Below are 15879 nucleotides of genomic sequence, written 5' to 3' on the forward strand. Positions count from 1 at the left end.
GCGTTTGGGCATATTTCCTGAATTTTTGTTAACCCTTTTTATGAAATTGCACCCATGTTTTTGAACCGGATTTTAAAAGGAGTAGTGGCGGTAGCGATCGCCCTCTCCTTTTTCCTCAATACCTCTGTGTTGCCAGCAATGGCCCAGCAGATATTGCCCCATCCCGACCCCATTTTCACCGGCAAAATCGGCCTGACTTACGAAGATTCCGAATCCGAAAAGGCAGACCTGAAATTACCCTCTACCTTCGGCATTGAAAATGCCCCCAATATCCTGTTGGTGATGTTGGATGACGTGGGCTACGGTCAGATGTCAACCTTTGGCGGCGCTATTCCCAGTCGAACCTTGGACAAGCTGGCAGATAATGGCTTGCGCTATACCCAGTTCCACACCACAGGTATCTGTTCCCCCACCCGAGCAGCCCTTCTCACCGGACGCAACGCTCACTCTGTAGCATCCGGGGCGGTCATGGAGGCCGGAACAAATTTTCCCGGCTATTCCACCCTTATCCCCCAGAATGCGGCAACGATTGGCCAGATTCTACAGGCTTATGGTTATGCCACCTCTTGGTTTGGTAAAAACCATAATACTCCCGACTGGGAAACCGGGGCGATCGGGCCGTTCGATCGCTGGCCTGTGGGTTTGGGGTTTGACTATTTCTATGGCTTTGTTGGTGGCGAAACCAACCAATACCATCCTGCCTTGGTGGAAAATACAACTCGTTTGGAAGCGCCCAAAACTAATGCCGATGGAACGCCCTATATCTTCAATACCGATTTAGCCGATCATGCCATCAACTACATCCGCACAACCTATGCCCTGTCAGACAAAAAACCTTTTTTCATGTTCTTTGCTCCGGGAGCGGCTCATGCCCCGCATCAGGTTTCCCAAAAATGGATCGATAAATTCGCGGGTAAATTTGATAATGGCTGGGATAAGTACCGCAAGCAAACGTTTAAGAAACAAAAAAAATTAGGGGTTATTCCAGATACCCCGACCACGATCCTCACTCCTCGCCCAGATGAGTTGCGACGTTGGAATAGTTTGAATGCAGACGAGAAAAAACTCTATGCCCGCATGATGGAAGTGTTTGCTGGCTTTACCCAACAAACAGATAAAGAAATCGGTCGAGTGATCGATGCCATTGAAGACTTGGGTATCTTGGACAATACGTTGGTAATTTATATTGCTGGCGACAATGGTGCTAGTGCAGAAGGCGGAGTGGATGGGACGATCAATACAACCACCTACCGCAACGGCTTGCCAGAAGACTTTGACGACAAACTGGCGGCGATCGACGAGTTAGGCAGTTCCCTGCACGATAATCATTTCCCAGCCGGTTGGGCTTGGGCGATGGATACGCCCTTCCAATGGACCAAACAGGTTGCTTCCCACTTTGGGGGAACTCGGAATGGCATGGTTGTTTCTTGGCCTGATCGCATTACCGATGTGGGAGATGTGCGCTACCAATTCAGCCACGTCATTGATATTGTCCCGACCATTCTCGAAGCAGTTGGTATTGAAGCACCGACTCAAGTTAACGGTGTTACCCAGAAACCCATCGAAGGGACCAGTCTGGTTTATACCTTTGATGCAACGGATGCTGAAGGCAACGATCTAAGCGACATTGAGGCCTCCAGCCAACATACAACCCAATACTTTGAAATTGCCGGAAATCAGGGCATCTACGATAATGGTTGGATGGCTAGTGCAATTCGGACAGTGCCGTGGGAAGGGGATAAGCCGTTGGGCAACAGCCTGATCGATATGGATTGGGAGCTTTATAACGTTGGTGGAGATTATGACGAGGGTTGTTCTGTCAATACTCCAGACTTTACCCAAGCCAACGATCTAGCTGAGGAGTGTCCCGATAAGCTGGATGAAATGGTCAAGCTCTTTTATGCCGAGGCCGCCAAACATAATGTCTTTCCGTTGGACGATCGTCGTTACGAACGGTTCGATCCAGCCCTGCGTCCCAGTTTGGGAGAAGGACGAACCACTTTTATCTTCCCAGATCATTTCCGCGCTCCTGAAGGCGTAGCCCCTAACCTGAAGTCCAAAAGCCACAAGATTATCGCAGATGTGGAGCTTCCAGAAGGGGGAGCCGAAGGTGTATTAGTGACTTTAGCTGGTTATTTTGGCGGGTATGGGCTGTTTGTACAGGACGGCAAGCTGGTGTATGATTACAACTTAGCCAGACTTAAAGATTATCGGATTGAAGGAGATTTGCCAACCAATCTCCCCACCGATACCTCCATTACTCTCAAAGCAGTTTATAAAACTGTTTCTAACGAGCCCGGTGTGGGAGGAGAAGTCACCCTCTATGCCAACGGTAAGAAAATTGGTCATGGCCCTGTCTGTCAGACCTTGAGTACCCGCTATACCCCGGATGAGACCTTTGATGTCGGCTTTGATACGGGTTCGGCTGTATCCGACACCTATGTGGATTTGATGCCCTTTGATTTCACCGGAACTTTGAACTCAGTGAAGATCAAAATCACTGACGATCTCGCAGATAAAGAGTTAGTAGAGGCATCCTGCGGTAAGGAGCGGCGTATCCCCCTTGGTCCCATCCCTTTCTATGATTAACCCGGTGGAAAATTCTGGGATTGTCGGCAAAATTCGCTTATCGATATTAAGGCCGGAATGGGAGTAGGTACTAAGGTACCAAACTTTTAGTAGGGTGGGCATTGCCCACCCTTATTCATCTCATCGCTCGAACTAAAACGAAACTGTTCAACCGCTCTGCGATCGCCCCGATCGCCCTCTTAGATTACCTTAATTAATTTTGAAACAGCCATGGCTGGTGCGTTACGGCGCTCCTGACGTAAACTCTAAACTCTTGCTAGTTGATTACGCCGCACCTAACGCACCCTACGGGATGATTGATTAATAATTGGTCACTGAATCCAGCCTTGATCAGCCTGTTGTAAAACATAAGCAGCTACATCTTCAATTTGCTGGGTGTTTAAACGACCACGAAAGGCAGGCATAGGTGGTTTGCCGTTTGTTACTTGTTCGATGATAGCTTCAGCAGAATACTTCCCATATTTCTCGAGAACCTCCTTCTCCAGAGTCTTCTCGGCATTGAGTGCATTGTTGCCACCCCAATGACAAGCATTGCAGTTAGCTGCAAATAACTTTCCCCCGTTAGTCGCATCACCAGCAGCTAAAGCGGAATCAGGGAAGCTGAAAGTTATTAAAGCGAAAACTAGCAGAATCGCAATTAGTATTTTTTTCAAAGTGTTTCTCCTCTCAGTATGGCGTTGAGCCAGATATTATCGTAAGCTAAGAGGGGTGACTCGGTCAAACCCCAGGGTGTGAAAGTTATAACAATAATTAACAATTAAATTAACAATTAATAAGATGGGCAATCCCCACTCAGGGGAAACCAAAGAATCAATAAGGCAGCCTTAATATCAAGATTATTGATATACCTATGCAATAGTGCTGATAATCAAGGCTGAATAGGGTCATAATATTTGCCAAAGTTGAAGGTGATAACCTCTAAAATTTATTAGTAATAAATAGCATTAATGGTACCCTAATTTAGGCAAGTGCGATTGACCGTAGGTCACGCTACGCGAACGCAAGTATTCAACGGTCAGTGGTCAGTGGTCAGTGGTCAGCCTTTAGCTGATAGCTGATAGCTGTTCGCGTAGCGTGCGCGTAGCGCTTAAGCTGATAGCTGATAGCTGATCGCATCAGCCTCTGAGCCTTGTGATGGAGAAATTTACAATAAAACAGAGAAAGTCTTAGCATCTAAGTATCAACCAACATCCATGAGTCAAACCGAACAAATCCTATCCCAGTTACCTGGTGATGTTCTCGGACGCCTGCGCAGTGCTGACAAAGTCTGGAAAGCCTTACGAGATGGTACAACTCCAATCCCAGAGGTGATTACAGAAACCGAAGAGGGATTAGGCACCCTAGACTTGGATGTAGTAATCTGTGGCGGTACCTTGGGAATTCTGATTGGTGCTGCTCTACAACAGCGAGGCTGGCGAGTTGCGGTAGTTGAACGGGGGGTTTTGCGCGGTAGAGACCAAGAGTGGAATATCTCTCGCCAAGAACTGGAGGTATTCCTGGAACTTGAGTTACTCTCAACGGCGGAATTAGAGAATGCGATCGCATCCGAGTATAACCCAGCTCGGATCAGTTTCTTCCAGGGTCCTGATTTCTTGGTAAAGGACGTACTCAACATTGGTGTTGACCCAGTCTTTCTGCTAGATACCCTCAAAACCAAATTTTTAGCTGCGGGCGGTAAGCTCTTTGAAAAGACATCCTTTACACAAGCCACTATTCATCCCGATGGCGTCTCAATCGGGTTAAAAGTAAACCAGTTGGAGGTTACCCAAGTTAAAGCTCGCTTACTGATAGATGCCATGGGACATTTTTCCCCAATTGTTAAGCAAGTCAGGCAAGGTCAGAAACCAGAAGGAGTTTGTTTAGTGGTTGGTAGCTGTGCTGAAGGCTATCCTAAAAATGACATGGGGGATTTAATTGTATCCTTCACTCCCATCCAAAATCAATGTCAATATTTCTGGGAAGCATTTCCAGCCCGGGATGGTAGAACAACCTATTTATTTACTTACTTAGATGCTAATCCCGAACGTCCTAGTTTAGAATTTTTATGTGACGAATACTTCCGTCTCTTACCAGAATACCAGGGAGTAGAGTTATCCCAACTTGATTTTAAACGAGTACTATTTGGCTTTTTTCCTTCCTATCAAAAAAGCCCCCTAAGAATGCCTTGGAATCGGATTTTACCGGTAGGGGATAGCAGTGGTGGCCAATCACCAGTTAGTTTTGGTGGATTTGGTTCCATGGTCAGACATTTAAAGCGTCTAAGTAACGGTATTCATGAAGCCTTGGACTATGATTTGCTAGACCGCAATGCCTTAGCCCAACTACAACCCTATCAGCCGAATATTGGCGTAACCTGGATGTTTCAACGAACGATGAGTGTTGGCATCAAGCAACAACTAGCACCAAATCAAATTAATCAATTACTCACTGGTGTATTCCAAGCCATGGCAAACCTAGGAGATGATGTGCTTAAGCCCTTCCTCCAAGATGTAGTGAAGTTTTCAGGATTATCTAAAACCCTATTTGTGACATCATTAACTAAACCAGGATTAGTCGTGCCAGTGATTCCTCAAGTAGGATTAACCATGCTATTGGATTGGATGGTTCATTATAGTAATTTAGCCGTTTACAGTAGTTTGTATCCAGCAGGTAAATTACTCAGTGGCATGTTGACTACTTTGCCACCGAAACCAAAATATTATTACCACCGTTGGCTGGAAGCATGGCGCTATGGGTCTGGAGGAGATTATTAATTTTAGGTTTTAGGTTTTAGGTTTTAGGGAGGTAAGCTATCAGGCGTAGGGTGCGTTAGGGACGGAAAGCCTCTGATTTTATCAGTAGCCAGGGTTGGGATAGCCCGTCCCGTAACGCACCACCGGGTCAAACCCCTTGAATAAGATGCACCCAGCCAGGATTGATGATCGTGATATTTTTGGCATGATAGAAGTAACTCCTATTTGAGTGGGAGGAAAACCGCGCTGATTTGATAAAGGTTGTGACCAGCGCGGTTATTAGTTTCAGTCGTAACTTTCTATAGTATAGATAACTCCTGGAAAAAATGCAAGGAGTAATTAAAACTTTTTACTTTTATTTACAAATAGTTTGTTTAGGCATTTATGGACTCACATATGTGTAAAATTTTGGCTTTATTTTGGTTATTTTAATCCTAAGTTAATTTTAATAATTTTTGTTGACTATTCCCGGCTACCTTTTTACATCAATATTATGTTTACATTTAAACTAAAAATGCTATAGGATAGTATCAATCATCATTTACAAACTAGTTATGTTAACCCTTGATGAAATCGAAACGGCTATTCGACAATTACCGAAGAGCGAGATTCGAGAGCTGGCAGCCCGCTTACAACATTATTTAGATGATTTAGATAATAGGTGGGACCAGCAGCTAGAATCTGACCTAAAATCGGGAAAGCTAGATAGCCTGATTGCCAGAGCAGAAGCAGATATTGCTACCAATCAAGTTAAGGAGCTTAATGAAATCTTTTAATATTTTGCCGATGTAAATTTGATACTACTCAGTTATCAAAAAAAACTCAAACCCTACTCCCTGCTCCCTGCTCCCTGCTCCCTTTGCTAAAGTTATATACTAAAACTATCAGTCATCTCCTTCAACTATGGAACCATTAGCTGCTGCCGTTGTCGCTATTGCTACTGTGCTCGCCACGAAAGCCTTAGAAAAAACTGGGGAAAATGTCGGGCAAGTTGTCTGGAACCAGACTAACCAGTTTGTGGAATCCCTGAGAAGCCAGTCTCCAGATACAGTAATGGCTATCGAGCAAGCTCCAGGGCAACCTCTTGATTATGCTGAGGTGGTATTGGAAGTAGAAGCAGCAGCCAAGCAAAATCCTGAAGTTGCCCAAAGTATGGAGCGTTTGGTGACTACGGTTGATGCTGAAGCTTTGCCTAACTTAGAGAAAATTCTTCAAGAGATTACCAAAGCCTTGGAATCCCATCAAGCTACTAGTGATAATTACAATATTGAGAATCTGAATAACCAAACTCGATTCAATCAAGCTCCGCCACTACCTCCTTATTATGTGGAACGCCCGGAAGTCAGCCAACAACTAAAACAAATCCTTTTATCCCAAGAAACTGCTAGAGCTGGCACCTTAGTGGTTAGTGCCATCTATGGTTTAGGAGGAATTGGGAAATCCACCATTACTGCGGCATTAGCCCATGATCCAGAGGTTCAATCCCATTTTACCGATGGGATTTTTTGGGCAACCTTAGGTCAGCAACCTGGGGGGGCGACATGAGAGCTAAAAAGTAGACTGTATAAGCTTCATAGCTCTCATACCTCGTAAATAATTATCGAGCTTATGACGACTTAAACGCATCAAAGCATAAACTAATTCCCAACATTTATCCATAAAATGAATCCATTTTTGAGCATACATTCCAATATAAAAACTGCTATGTCTTTTAGTTAATCGCCCATATTCTTTGACTCTCGCTACATAGTCCTGAACTCCTTTTTTATTAATTATTTCTCCTTTAATTGTGGCAATAAAGTAAGCAAAAGAGATTATAATAAGTAAAGATATAAAGCGTTTACCGACAACATTACTGCCTTCCATATTATATCCACCGCTTTTATAATCTCGGAACATTTCCTCAATATCAAAACGTTTTTTATAAGCTGATATTGCCTCAGACAATTCGCTCATATTTGTTAGGATAAACCAACCTTCTTGGCTTACTGACTTTCGATAACTTTTCTTCCATTTACAGGCAATACTAAATCCTGATACTTGTTTAGTTTTTGTGACTTTAACCTTTTCAAAAAATAACGAAATTCCTGGTTTTAATCCCGAGTTTTTCAGGGAAATCCACCCCTGATTTTTTAATTCAATTTGCTCATTTTTTTTAAGTCTTAAACAAAACTTAAACCCTTGTTTGTCTAGCCATTCAGCCAATTTAACTGAACAAAACTCTCGGTCTCCCAAAATAACAACATGATAGCTATCAAATAGCCCTATAATAGTTGATAGTATTTGTTTTTGCTCTAAAAAATTACTTGAACCAAGTTTTGAAAGAAGTTCAAAATAAATTGGGATTGCTCGGTTTTTATAAATTATACTAACCACCAATAAATTTTTGTTATTCCAATTAGTCCTATCGATGGCTAAATAGATTTTTTTGTGTTTATCAAATTTTTGAGTGAGCCATTCTCTAACAAGTGGAAACCACATTTTTTTTATTTGAAATATTGGTAATGAAAAAAATCTCTGTAACTTTTTACGCCTTGAGTTACATTTAATAGGCAAAGGTAAAGATTCAGCAATTTTTTCGAGTTTAACATCCTTGATATCTTGTACAATGATTACTACAAGGTAAAAAAACAATAATTGAGATTCGGAAAGGAGATTTTTTAAATGTTTTTGATATAATTCTGGTAGCATTTTGAATTGATAGGTCGTCTTGACAATTTCTGACCTATCTTTTTTTACCATAATTCGCTCAATTTAATATATATCAAGGGTTACGGGGCGCTTGTCGCCCCCCCAGGTCAGCAACCTGATATTTTATCCTTTCTAAGTAAGTGGATACAGCAATTAGGAGATTATGATTTCAAACCGATTAACACTGAGGCCGCTTCGTTACAATTAAGAACATTATTATCCGATAAAAAAGCGTTACTAGTCGTGGATGATGTTTGGCATCCTGACCATGTTGAACCCTTTCGAGTGGGAGGGGGTGGCTGTCGGGTTTTAGTGACCACAAGAGAAGCCCCGGTTAAGGGTGCGATTCGCTATGATTTAGACGTGATGACTCTAAATCAATCTTTGGAGTTATTAACCGGTTGTTTACAGATTTTTTCAGATGAATCGACCTCAATTCCTTTAGCTGCAAGCCCCCTAAATCCCCCAATTCTGGGGGACTTTAACTCAATTGAATCGACCTCAATCCCGTTAGCTACAAGCCCCCTAAATCCCCCAATTCTGGGGGACTTTAACTCAAGTTACCCCCAAACTTGGGGGGCTAGGGGGGCGAAAATTTCTGTAAACAACGAGTTAACTAATCAAGAACTGGAATATGCTCAAACCTTAGCCAAAACTGTGGGCTACTTACCCCTAGGATTAGAATTAGCTGCTGCCCAAGTTAGGGATGGATTCTCTTGGGAAGAGTTACTGGATGAGTTACAAGCTGAAATTGCTGACTTAGAAGCCTTGGATCGATTGGAAGCAGAGGAAGAACCAAATGACGCGAAGCGCAAAAACTACAGTCTAGTGGCTTCCTTTAATCTCAGTTTAAAGCGATTATCCCCCGAGAGATTGAAACAATTTGCTTGGTTAGGGGTACTGCCGGAGGATGTCACCATTACTGAAACCATGGCGACTACCTTATGGGATTGTAATTTAGTTGAAGCCAAAGATACGTTAAGGTACTTACGACAAAAAGCCTTATTACTACCAGGGTTATCTACTACACCAGAAACTAACTATCGCCTCCATGACCTATTACATGATTTAGCCCGTAATCTGCTGCAACCAGAGCTAGGATTATCAATACCCTCAGCTCATCAGCAATTATTAGAACGTTATCAAACTAAGACCGAAAAGGGATTATGGCATACCTTACCCGATGATGGTTATATCTATAGTCACTTAATCTGGCACCTAGAGAAAGCCAAAAAAATTAATGACATTCATCAACTCCTGAAAGAAGAAACGCCAGCAGGGGATAACGGTTGGTATTGGCAGTGTGAGAGACATGCAAAAACTGCTAATTTCATCAAGGATGTATCGAAAGCTTGGGCAATAGCAGCAGATAATTTTACAGAAAATCCTACCGAATCGATTAGTTTACAGTGTCGGTATGCTCTGATTACGACATCCCTCAATAGCTTGGCTGGAAATATTCCTCCAGAGTTAATGGCTGCATTAGTTAAGAACAAAATTTGGACGCCAGCCCAGGCACTAGCTTATGTGCGACAGAAGAAAGATTCTTTTGGTCAAGCAAAGAGCTTGGAGGCAATTAGTGAGTATCTTCCCCCTTCTTTATTACCGGAAGCCTTAGATTGCGCCAGAGGGATTTCGGATGAATACTCCCGAGCCGATGCCTTAGAAACCTTAGCCCCCCACTTACCCGATCTGTTGTTACTCCAAGCCTTAGATTGCGCCAGAGGGATTTCGGATGAAAAAGACCGAGCTAATGCCTTACGAGCCTTAGCCCCCCACTTACCGGATGTGTTACCTCAAGCCTTAGATTGCGCCAGAGGGATTTCCGATGAGAAAGACCGAGCCGATGCCTTAGTCGCCTTAGCCCCCCACTTACCCGATGTGTTGTTACCCAAAGCCTTAGATTGCGCCAGAGGGATTAAGTATGAAAACGACCGAGCAAAAGCCTTAGTCGCCTTAGCCCCCCACTTACCGGATGTGTTACCTCAAGCCTTAGATTGCGCCAGAGGGATTAAGTATGAATACGACCGAGCAAAAGCCTTAGTCGCCTTAGCCCCCCACTTACCGGAAGTGTTACCTCAAGCCTTAGATTGCGCCAGAGGGATTAAGTATGAATCTTCCCGAGCATTAGCCTTAATCGGCTTAGCCCCCCACTGCCCGGAAGTGTTACCAGAAGCCTTAGATTGCGCCAGAGGGATTGAGTCTGAATTTCACCGAGCTAATACCTTAGCCGCCTTAGCCCCCCACTTACCCGATCTGTTGTTACCTCAAGCCTTAGATTGCGCCAGAGGGATTGAGTCTGAATTCTCCCGAGCTAATGCCTTAGCCGCCTTAGCCCCCCACTTACCGGAAGTGTTACCTCAAGCCTTAGATTGCGCCAGAGGGATTGAGTCTGAATTTCACCGAGCTAATACCTTAGCCGCCTTAGCCCCCCACTTACCCGATCTGTTGTTACCTCAAGCCTTAGATTGCGCCAGAGGGATTGAGTTTGAATTCTCTCGAGCATTAATCTTAGTCGCCTTAGCCTCCCACTTGCCCGATGTGTTGCCAGAAGCCTTAGATTACGCCAGAGGCATTAAGTCTGAAGAAGGCCGAGCCGATGCCTTAGTCGCCTTAGCCCCCCACTTACCGGAAGTGTTACCTCAAGCCTTAGATTGCGCCAGAGGGATTTCCGATGAAAGATACCGAGCTAATGCCTTAGTCGCCTTAGCCCCCCACTTACCGGAAGTGTTACCTCAAGCCTTAGATTGCGCCAGAGGGATTAAGTATGAATACGACCGAGCATTACCCTTAATCGGCTTAGCCCCCCACTGCCCGGAAGTGTTACCAGAAGCCTTAGATTGCGCCAGAGCCATTCGGAATGAAGAAAACCGAGCCGATGCCTTAGTCGCCTTAGCCCCCCACTTACCGGATGTGTTGTTACCCCAAGCCTTAGATTGCGCCAGAGGGATTTCCGATGAAAGATACCGAGCTAATGCCTTACGAGCCTTAGCCCCCCACTTACCCCAAGTGTGGCCAGAAGCCTTAGATTGCGCCAGAGGGATTTCCAATGAATTCCACCGAGCCGATGCCTTAGTCGCCTTAGCCCCCCACTTCCCCGATGTGTTGTTACCCAAAGCCTTAGATTGCGCCATAGGGATTGAGTCTGAATTCCACCGAGCCGATGCCTTAGTCGCCTTAGCCCCCCACTTACCAAATGTGTTGTTACCCCAAGCCTTAGATTGCGCCAGAGGGATTTCCAATCAATACCACCGAGCCAGAGCCTTAGTCGCCTTAGTCCCCCACTTACCCGATCTGTTACCAGAAGCCTTAGATTGCGCCAGAGGGATTTCCGATGAATACCACCGAGCCCATGCCTTAGCAGCCTTAGCCCCCCACTTACCCGATGTGTTGTTACCCCAAGCCTTAGATTGCGCCAGAGGGATTTCGTCTGAATACTGGCGAGCATTCGCCTTAATCGGCTTAGCCCCCCACTTACCCGATCTGTTACCGGAAGCCTTAGATTGCGCCATAGGGATTGAGTCTGAATTCCACCGAGCCGATGCCTTAGTAGCCTTAGCCCCCCACTTACCCGATGTGTTGTTACCCCAAGCCTTAGATTGCGCCATAGGGATTTCCCATGAATCCAAAGGAGCCTATGCCTTAGAAGCCTTAGCCCCCCACTTACCCGATGTGTTGTTACCCAAAGCCTTAGATTGCGCCAGAGGGATTGGGTCTGAATACCGGCGAGCCAAAGTATTACAGAACTTGATCAAGACCTTAACTCCTTCGTCAGTTGATTTTCCTCTTTGGCAACAAATTCTTGATTGTTTAGCTAGTCTAAAACGTGCCGATTTTCTTAAGAATCTTCCTCAATTAGCTCCTTTAATCATCAAGTTTGGGGGTGTTGAAGCCCTAAGAGAAACCGTGGCAGCGGTTGATGATGTTAGTCGATGGTGGAGGTAGGGAAAAGGGAGTAGGGAGTAGGGAGTAGGGAGTAGGGAACAGCGGATCTGGGAACAGCGGATCTGGGAACCGGGAATCGGGAATCGGGAACAGGGAATCGGGAATCGGGAATCGGGAATCGGGAATCGGGGCAAGAAAATTGAATGTATCTCATCAATACGAGAAACCCTATCAATTCAGATACTTACTCACAAATTCTGCTGGAGTTAAGCATTCAAACTATGCTGTTTTTTGGACTAAAACCTTAGAGGTTGTCTGAGAAGTCTCATTTGCTACATCCAAGCCCCCTAAATCCCCCAATTTTGGGGAACTTTTACCAGCAAATTGATTCTTGTTCCCCCCATAATTGGGGGGCTAGGGGGGCAAAATTCAATATCAAAAAACTTTTCAGATATCCTCTTAATCAACTTATGATTAGCAGATATAAAACATTGGGATTGAGCAAGTTTCGCTGTCAGATAAACCCCAACATCTTCACGAGGTATTATCCCCAAAGCTTCGAGTTTAGCTAATTCAGAATCATCAACCTGGACATAACAAACATTTAAATTCTGCCAAATTCGTCCATAAGCTATCAGCTATCAGCTATCAGCTATCAGCTATCAGCTATCAGCTATCAGCATATGCTTCTTGCCTTGACAGATTTCCTGCTTAATATCCTGCACAAGCTCAATAATTTTATCCCTTGAATCATACCCCGATTCTGTCAACGCTTGCTTTAATCCCTCTTGCAACTGTTTAGCTGATAGGAGTGGTTGCTGTTGATAGTTACTGACTTCCAAAACTTATTGACCTCCCCATCTGTTTCGTCAAACAGAATAATTACCCGTACTGGCTTAGGGGGAGTACCTTCAATTGGGTAGTCTAAGGATAATTGACCTGATGGATCAATTTTTCCACTAGCAGTAATTGCTTTTATCATAACTAGTTGTAGTGGTGGAGTATGTTAACTACTATAATTTTACAATATTTATCAATGGGGTGAGGTAGAAAGTTCTGGGTATTAGGGAGTAGGGAGTAGGGAGTCGGGAATCGGGAGTCGGGAGTCGGGAATCGGGAATCGGGGAGAGTTTGCCATCAAGGTTATGGATATTTCAATAGATTGATTTCTGATATAAAGCGATAATCTCGTTTTTAGCCCTGCCAATGCTGTTGTCGAGTTCTTCTCACCCATTCGCTACTATTTTGAGTATCTTGTCGATCAGTCCACATACCAATAAAAGGTTGATTGTCTAATTCCATGGGATGAAGAGATGCCGCTGTTTTCGTTACATACTGTTTTTTGAACACCTCAATGATATCGGCAATAATGTTTTGAGCCTCTTCTGGTAGTTCTTTAATATATTTGGTCAGTTGTTCTAGGTCACGCATAAGTCTTAGGAAGACTATCCAATTATTTTCTATAAATCTATTATACAAAGTTATTGGTTTTTGGCTTATGCCACCACAACATCCATCAATCAACGTTAATGTCTAGGATATTACTCGGAAAATCGCCCTTACCCTTGTACTCTGTAACGTAACATACCTCTTTTCTGTTCCCTATTCCCTGTTCCCTGTTCCCTAAAATCAATAAAATGTGTACCTCATAGCTATGATAATTGCTACACATCTTCATACAAAGCCTCAAGACTAGTCCGAAAATCCACAGTTTCTAGATGAATCTCACTGCCCGGATAATAAAATTGCAATGTCCAAATTCCCTCGGAATTCCGGCGGAAGCAGTCTAGGCGTTTACGATTTTGGCTAATTAAAACATATTCCACCAAGGTCTCTAATTGTTGATAGTCCGAAAATTTATCACCCCGGTCAAAGGCTTCAGTTTTGGGAGATAAAACTTCTACAATTAAACAAGGATATTTTTTATAATTGCTCAATTCTCGGTCTCTGGCATCGCAAGTCACCATAACGTCAGGATAATAATAACTATTTGTCGCTTCGACATAAGTTTTCATATCTGCCATATAAACCCGACAGCCACTGCCCCTGACATGATTTCTTAAGGCTGAAGCCAGGTTAAGGGCAATAGTAACATGAGCATCACTCGCGCCAGCCATAGCATAGACTTCTCCATCACTATACTCGTGTTTGATGGCACTATCTTCTTCGTAGGATAGATACTCTTCTTTGGAAATGTAATTGGGGCTTTTATCAGCAATCATGACAGTTTCAAGAGAGTGACTTTATTAGTATAGAATAAAGGTAATAGGGAGTAGGGAGTAGGGAGTAGGGAGTAGGGAGTAGGGAAGAGGCAAGAGGCAAGAGGCAAGAGGCAAGAGGCAAGAGGCAAGAGGCAAGAGGCAAGAGGCAAGAGGCAAGAGGCAAGAGGTAAAAAATCCTGTGTACCTCATAATTGGGAGAAACGCTATAAAACTCTCAAAGTCCCCCAAGCGAGGGATTGCTCGCTTGGGGGATTTAGGGGGCTTTACCAAAACCAGACGCTCGCGCATTCATACTTCAATTCAGTAACGAAAACAAATACCAATTGAAGTCTGGTGGGCAAAGTAATCTAATCTAAACGACTCAAAAATAACCCAACTTTCTTTGCCCACCCTACAAGAATACCAAGAGTAAATAATAATAATTGAATTATGGTGGGCAAAGTAATCTAATCTAAACGACTCAAAAATAACCCAACTTTCTTTGCCCACCCTACAAGCTCTCTTCCCGATTCCCGACTCCCGATTCCCGATTCCCGATTCCCGATTCCCTAATTAAAAACCACTATAATTAATTAACCGTTTCAAGTCATAATCCCGACTAAAATTTCCAGCAACTCGGTTAGCTCTTCTGGGACAAGGTAGCGCTTGGGGTCTTGTTGTATAGAACGTTCTTGGCGATTAAAAGTACCGAAACGCCAGTCTTCTCCGGTAGTAACAATCCCATACAAAATTCTCTGGTCAGACTGGAGCCACTGATCAAGGGCAACCAACTCCACCGCCAGTTGAGTGAAGCCCCGTACCAGATCAGATTGTTTGGCTTCTATCACAATCACGTTATGGTTAGCAATATAATAATCTAAGGTTCCCCGCAGGTGTTCGCTAACTGCAATAGAATATTCAATGTAAATGCGGTGATTAGTTAGATCCACTACTTCAAACAGAATTGGTGCGATCAGGGCTTCGCGACGGGCAGTTTCGTTGATGAGCTCGATGCGCTTGCGGTTACGCTGGAGTTGGTGCAGCAGGGGTTCAATAGCAGCAGTGAAAGGCTGACGAGGTAGATCGATATGCGATCGCACAAGGGTACAGTCAAATTCAGCCAAGATATCTTCTAGGGTAAAGGGAAGATCAAAATATTGGCTAAAGCTGTAAGGTTGTCCAGTTTTAAGAATGCGGCGGCGGTTCATTTGTGGTTAGTCTTCCTTGGTTTTGAGGAAATTCGGAGTAGGGACTTAATAGCAATAGTAAAGAAAGCAAGCTACTTTTTTATGTAATGATAAATTACCCAAATTGCTCATAAAAGTTTTATAAAAAATATACCTATATTTTATACTTAAACATCCTAAAGTAACTGGGAATAATATCCAAAATAATTGCTTAGCAAAAGTGTTGTCAATCATAAGAAGTATAGCAATTTTACGACTTGTGAGGTACAAATTTCTGGTTTTTAGGGAGCAGGGACTGAGGCCGTTGGCCACGCTACGCGAACGGAGCAGGGACTGAGGCCGTAGGCCACGCTACGCGAACGGAGCAGGGAGCATGTAAGAGGGAAGAGGAACCCACCCCTAACCCCTCCGAGGAGGGGAAGGTAAGAGGGAAGAGGGAAAAAATAATGTGTACCTCATGAGTCCTAGAAACGCTATAAATCCAAAAAATACCAATTAAAGTAGGCTGAACAAAGCCATCTAATCTAGTTCCCTACTCCCTGTTCCCTGTTCCCTGTTCCCTGTTCCCTGTTCCCTGTTCCCTGTTCCCTGTTC

At 44.0% G+C, this 15879-nt stretch carries 13 protein-coding genes and 1 pseudogene; 5 read left to right on the forward strand and 9 right to left on the reverse strand.

Annotated elements, in window-relative coordinates; all coding sequences use genetic code 11:
• The first annotated feature begins 54 nt into the window (after window positions 1-54).
• On the forward strand, window positions 55-2589 hold the full coding sequence (locus BJP34_RS20840; RefSeq protein WP_070394000.1) for an arylsulfatase: 2535 nt from the start codon (window positions 55-57) through the stop codon (window positions 2587-2589).
• 311 nt (window positions 2590-2900) lie between these two features.
• Here BJP34_RS20840 and petJ read toward each other — a convergent pair whose 3' ends face one another.
• Complete coding sequence (gene petJ, locus BJP34_RS20845; protein WP_070394001.1) at window positions 2901-3242, reverse strand: cytochrome c6 PetJ; 342 nt, start codon at window positions 3240-3242, stop codon at window positions 2901-2903.
• A 540-nt stretch (window positions 3243-3782) separates the two neighbouring features.
• Between petJ and BJP34_RS20850 the strand changes: the two genes are divergently transcribed.
• The 3 genes from BJP34_RS20850 (at window position 3783) to BJP34_RS43920 (ending at window position 6866) form a co-directional block, all read left to right on the forward strand.
• Window positions 3783-5342: an FAD-dependent oxidoreductase gene (locus tag BJP34_RS20850; protein ID WP_070394002.1), complete on the forward strand. Its 1560-nt coding sequence runs from the start codon at window positions 3783-3785 to the stop codon at window positions 5340-5342.
• Window positions 5343-5875: 533 nt separating this feature from the next.
• Window positions 5876-6097, forward strand: a complete 222-nt coding sequence (locus tag BJP34_RS20855; protein WP_070394003.1) for a hypothetical protein — start codon at window positions 5876-5878, stop codon at window positions 6095-6097.
• Window positions 6098-6224: 127 nt separating this feature from the next.
• A complete protein-coding gene (locus BJP34_RS43920) occupies window positions 6225-6866 on the forward strand; it encodes an NB-ARC domain-containing protein (RefSeq protein ID WP_158517350.1) in 642 nt (213 codons plus the stop codon).
• Here the strand turns inward: BJP34_RS43920 and BJP34_RS20865 are convergent.
• Window positions 6811-8012: pseudogene (locus tag BJP34_RS20865) on the reverse strand (IS4 family transposase). The gene BJP34_RS43920 and the pseudogene BJP34_RS20865 overlap by 56 nt on opposite strands.
• 36 nt (window positions 8013-8048) lie before the next feature.
• On the opposite strand from BJP34_RS20865, the gene BJP34_RS20870 reads away from it, so the two are divergent.
• A complete protein-coding gene (locus tag BJP34_RS20870) occupies window positions 8049-11957 on the forward strand; it encodes an NB-ARC domain-containing protein (protein ID WP_158517671.1) in 3909 nt (1302 codons plus the stop codon).
• On the opposite strand, the gene BJP34_RS43925 is transcribed toward BJP34_RS20870, so the two are convergent.
• The 7 genes from BJP34_RS43925 to BJP34_RS20900 all read right to left on the reverse strand — a co-directional run bounded on the left by BJP34_RS43925 (window position 11938) and on the right by BJP34_RS20900 (window position 15306).
• Window positions 11938-12111, reverse strand: coding sequence for a hypothetical protein (locus tag BJP34_RS43925; protein WP_158517351.1), 174 nt, complete (start codon window positions 12109-12111; stop codon window positions 11938-11940). The genes BJP34_RS20870 and BJP34_RS43925 overlap by 20 nt on opposite strands.
• 564 nt (window positions 12112-12675) lie before the next feature.
• The gene (locus BJP34_RS46600) at window positions 12676-12879 is read right to left on the reverse strand and encodes a hypothetical protein (RefSeq protein ID WP_202972001.1); all 204 of its coding nucleotides are present in this window, start codon (window positions 12877-12879) and stop codon (window positions 12676-12678) included.
• 81 nt (window positions 12880-12960) lie between these two features.
• On the reverse strand, window positions 12961-13104 hold the full coding sequence (locus BJP34_RS43930) for a hypothetical protein (protein WP_158517352.1): 144 nt from the start codon (window positions 13102-13104) through the stop codon (window positions 12961-12963).
• Window positions 13092-13328: a hypothetical protein gene (locus BJP34_RS20885; protein WP_070394005.1), complete on the reverse strand. Its 237-nt coding sequence runs from the start codon at window positions 13326-13328 to the stop codon at window positions 13092-13094. Before BJP34_RS20885 ends, BJP34_RS43930 begins: the two co-directional genes overlap by 13 nt.
• Window positions 13329-13561: 233 nt before the next feature.
• On the reverse strand, window positions 13562-14119 hold the full coding sequence (locus tag BJP34_RS20890) for a Uma2 family endonuclease (RefSeq protein WP_070394006.1): 558 nt from the start codon (window positions 14117-14119) through the stop codon (window positions 13562-13564).
• A 24-nt stretch (window positions 14120-14143) separates the two neighbouring features.
• Window positions 14144-14308, reverse strand: a complete 165-nt coding sequence (locus tag BJP34_RS43935; RefSeq protein WP_158517353.1) for a hypothetical protein — start codon at window positions 14306-14308, stop codon at window positions 14144-14146.
• A gap of 392 nt (window positions 14309-14700) precedes the next feature.
• The gene (locus tag BJP34_RS20900; protein WP_070394008.1) at window positions 14701-15306 is read right to left on the reverse strand and encodes a hypothetical protein; all 606 of its coding nucleotides are present in this window, start codon (window positions 15304-15306) and stop codon (window positions 14701-14703) included.
• Window positions 15307-15879: the final 573 nt, after the last annotated feature.

Source organism: Moorena producens PAL-8-15-08-1, assembly GCF_001767235.1.
Taxonomy (GTDB): domain Bacteria; phylum Cyanobacteriota; class Cyanobacteriia; order Cyanobacteriales; family Coleofasciculaceae; genus Moorena; species Moorena producens_A.

Coding starts and splice junctions, on each gene's coding strand:
- BJP34_RS20890 (WP_070394006.1), bottom strand. CDS start 14,119: ATGATTGCTGATAAAAGCCCCAATTACATTTCCAAAGAAGAGTATCTA.
- BJP34_RS43925 (WP_158517351.1), bottom strand. CDS start 12,111: ATGAGATACATTCAATTTTCTTGCCCCGATTCCCGATTCCCGATTCCC.
- BJP34_RS20855 (WP_070394003.1), top strand. CDS start 5,876: ATGTTAACCCTTGATGAAATCGAAACGGCTATTCGACAATTACCGAAG.
- BJP34_RS46600 (WP_202972001.1), bottom strand. CDS start 12,879: ATGATAAAAGCAATTACTGCTAGTGGAAAAATTGATCCATCAGGTCAA.
- BJP34_RS43920 (WP_158517350.1), top strand. CDS start 6,225: ATGGAACCATTAGCTGCTGCCGTTGTCGCTATTGCTACTGTGCTCGCC.
- BJP34_RS20900 (WP_070394008.1), bottom strand. CDS start 15,306: ATGAACCGCCGCCGCATTCTTAAAACTGGACAACCTTACAGCTTTAGC.
- BJP34_RS43935 (WP_158517353.1), bottom strand. CDS start 14,308: ATGAGGTACACAGGATTTTTTACCTCTTGCCTCTTGCCTCTTGCCTCT.
- BJP34_RS20840 (WP_070394000.1), top strand. CDS start 55: ATGTTTTTGAACCGGATTTTAAAAGGAGTAGTGGCGGTAGCGATCGCC.
- BJP34_RS20850 (WP_070394002.1), top strand. CDS start 3,783: ATGAGTCAAACCGAACAAATCCTATCCCAGTTACCTGGTGATGTTCTC.
- BJP34_RS20885 (WP_070394005.1), bottom strand. CDS start 13,328: ATGCGTGACCTAGAACAACTGACCAAATATATTAAAGAACTACCAGAA.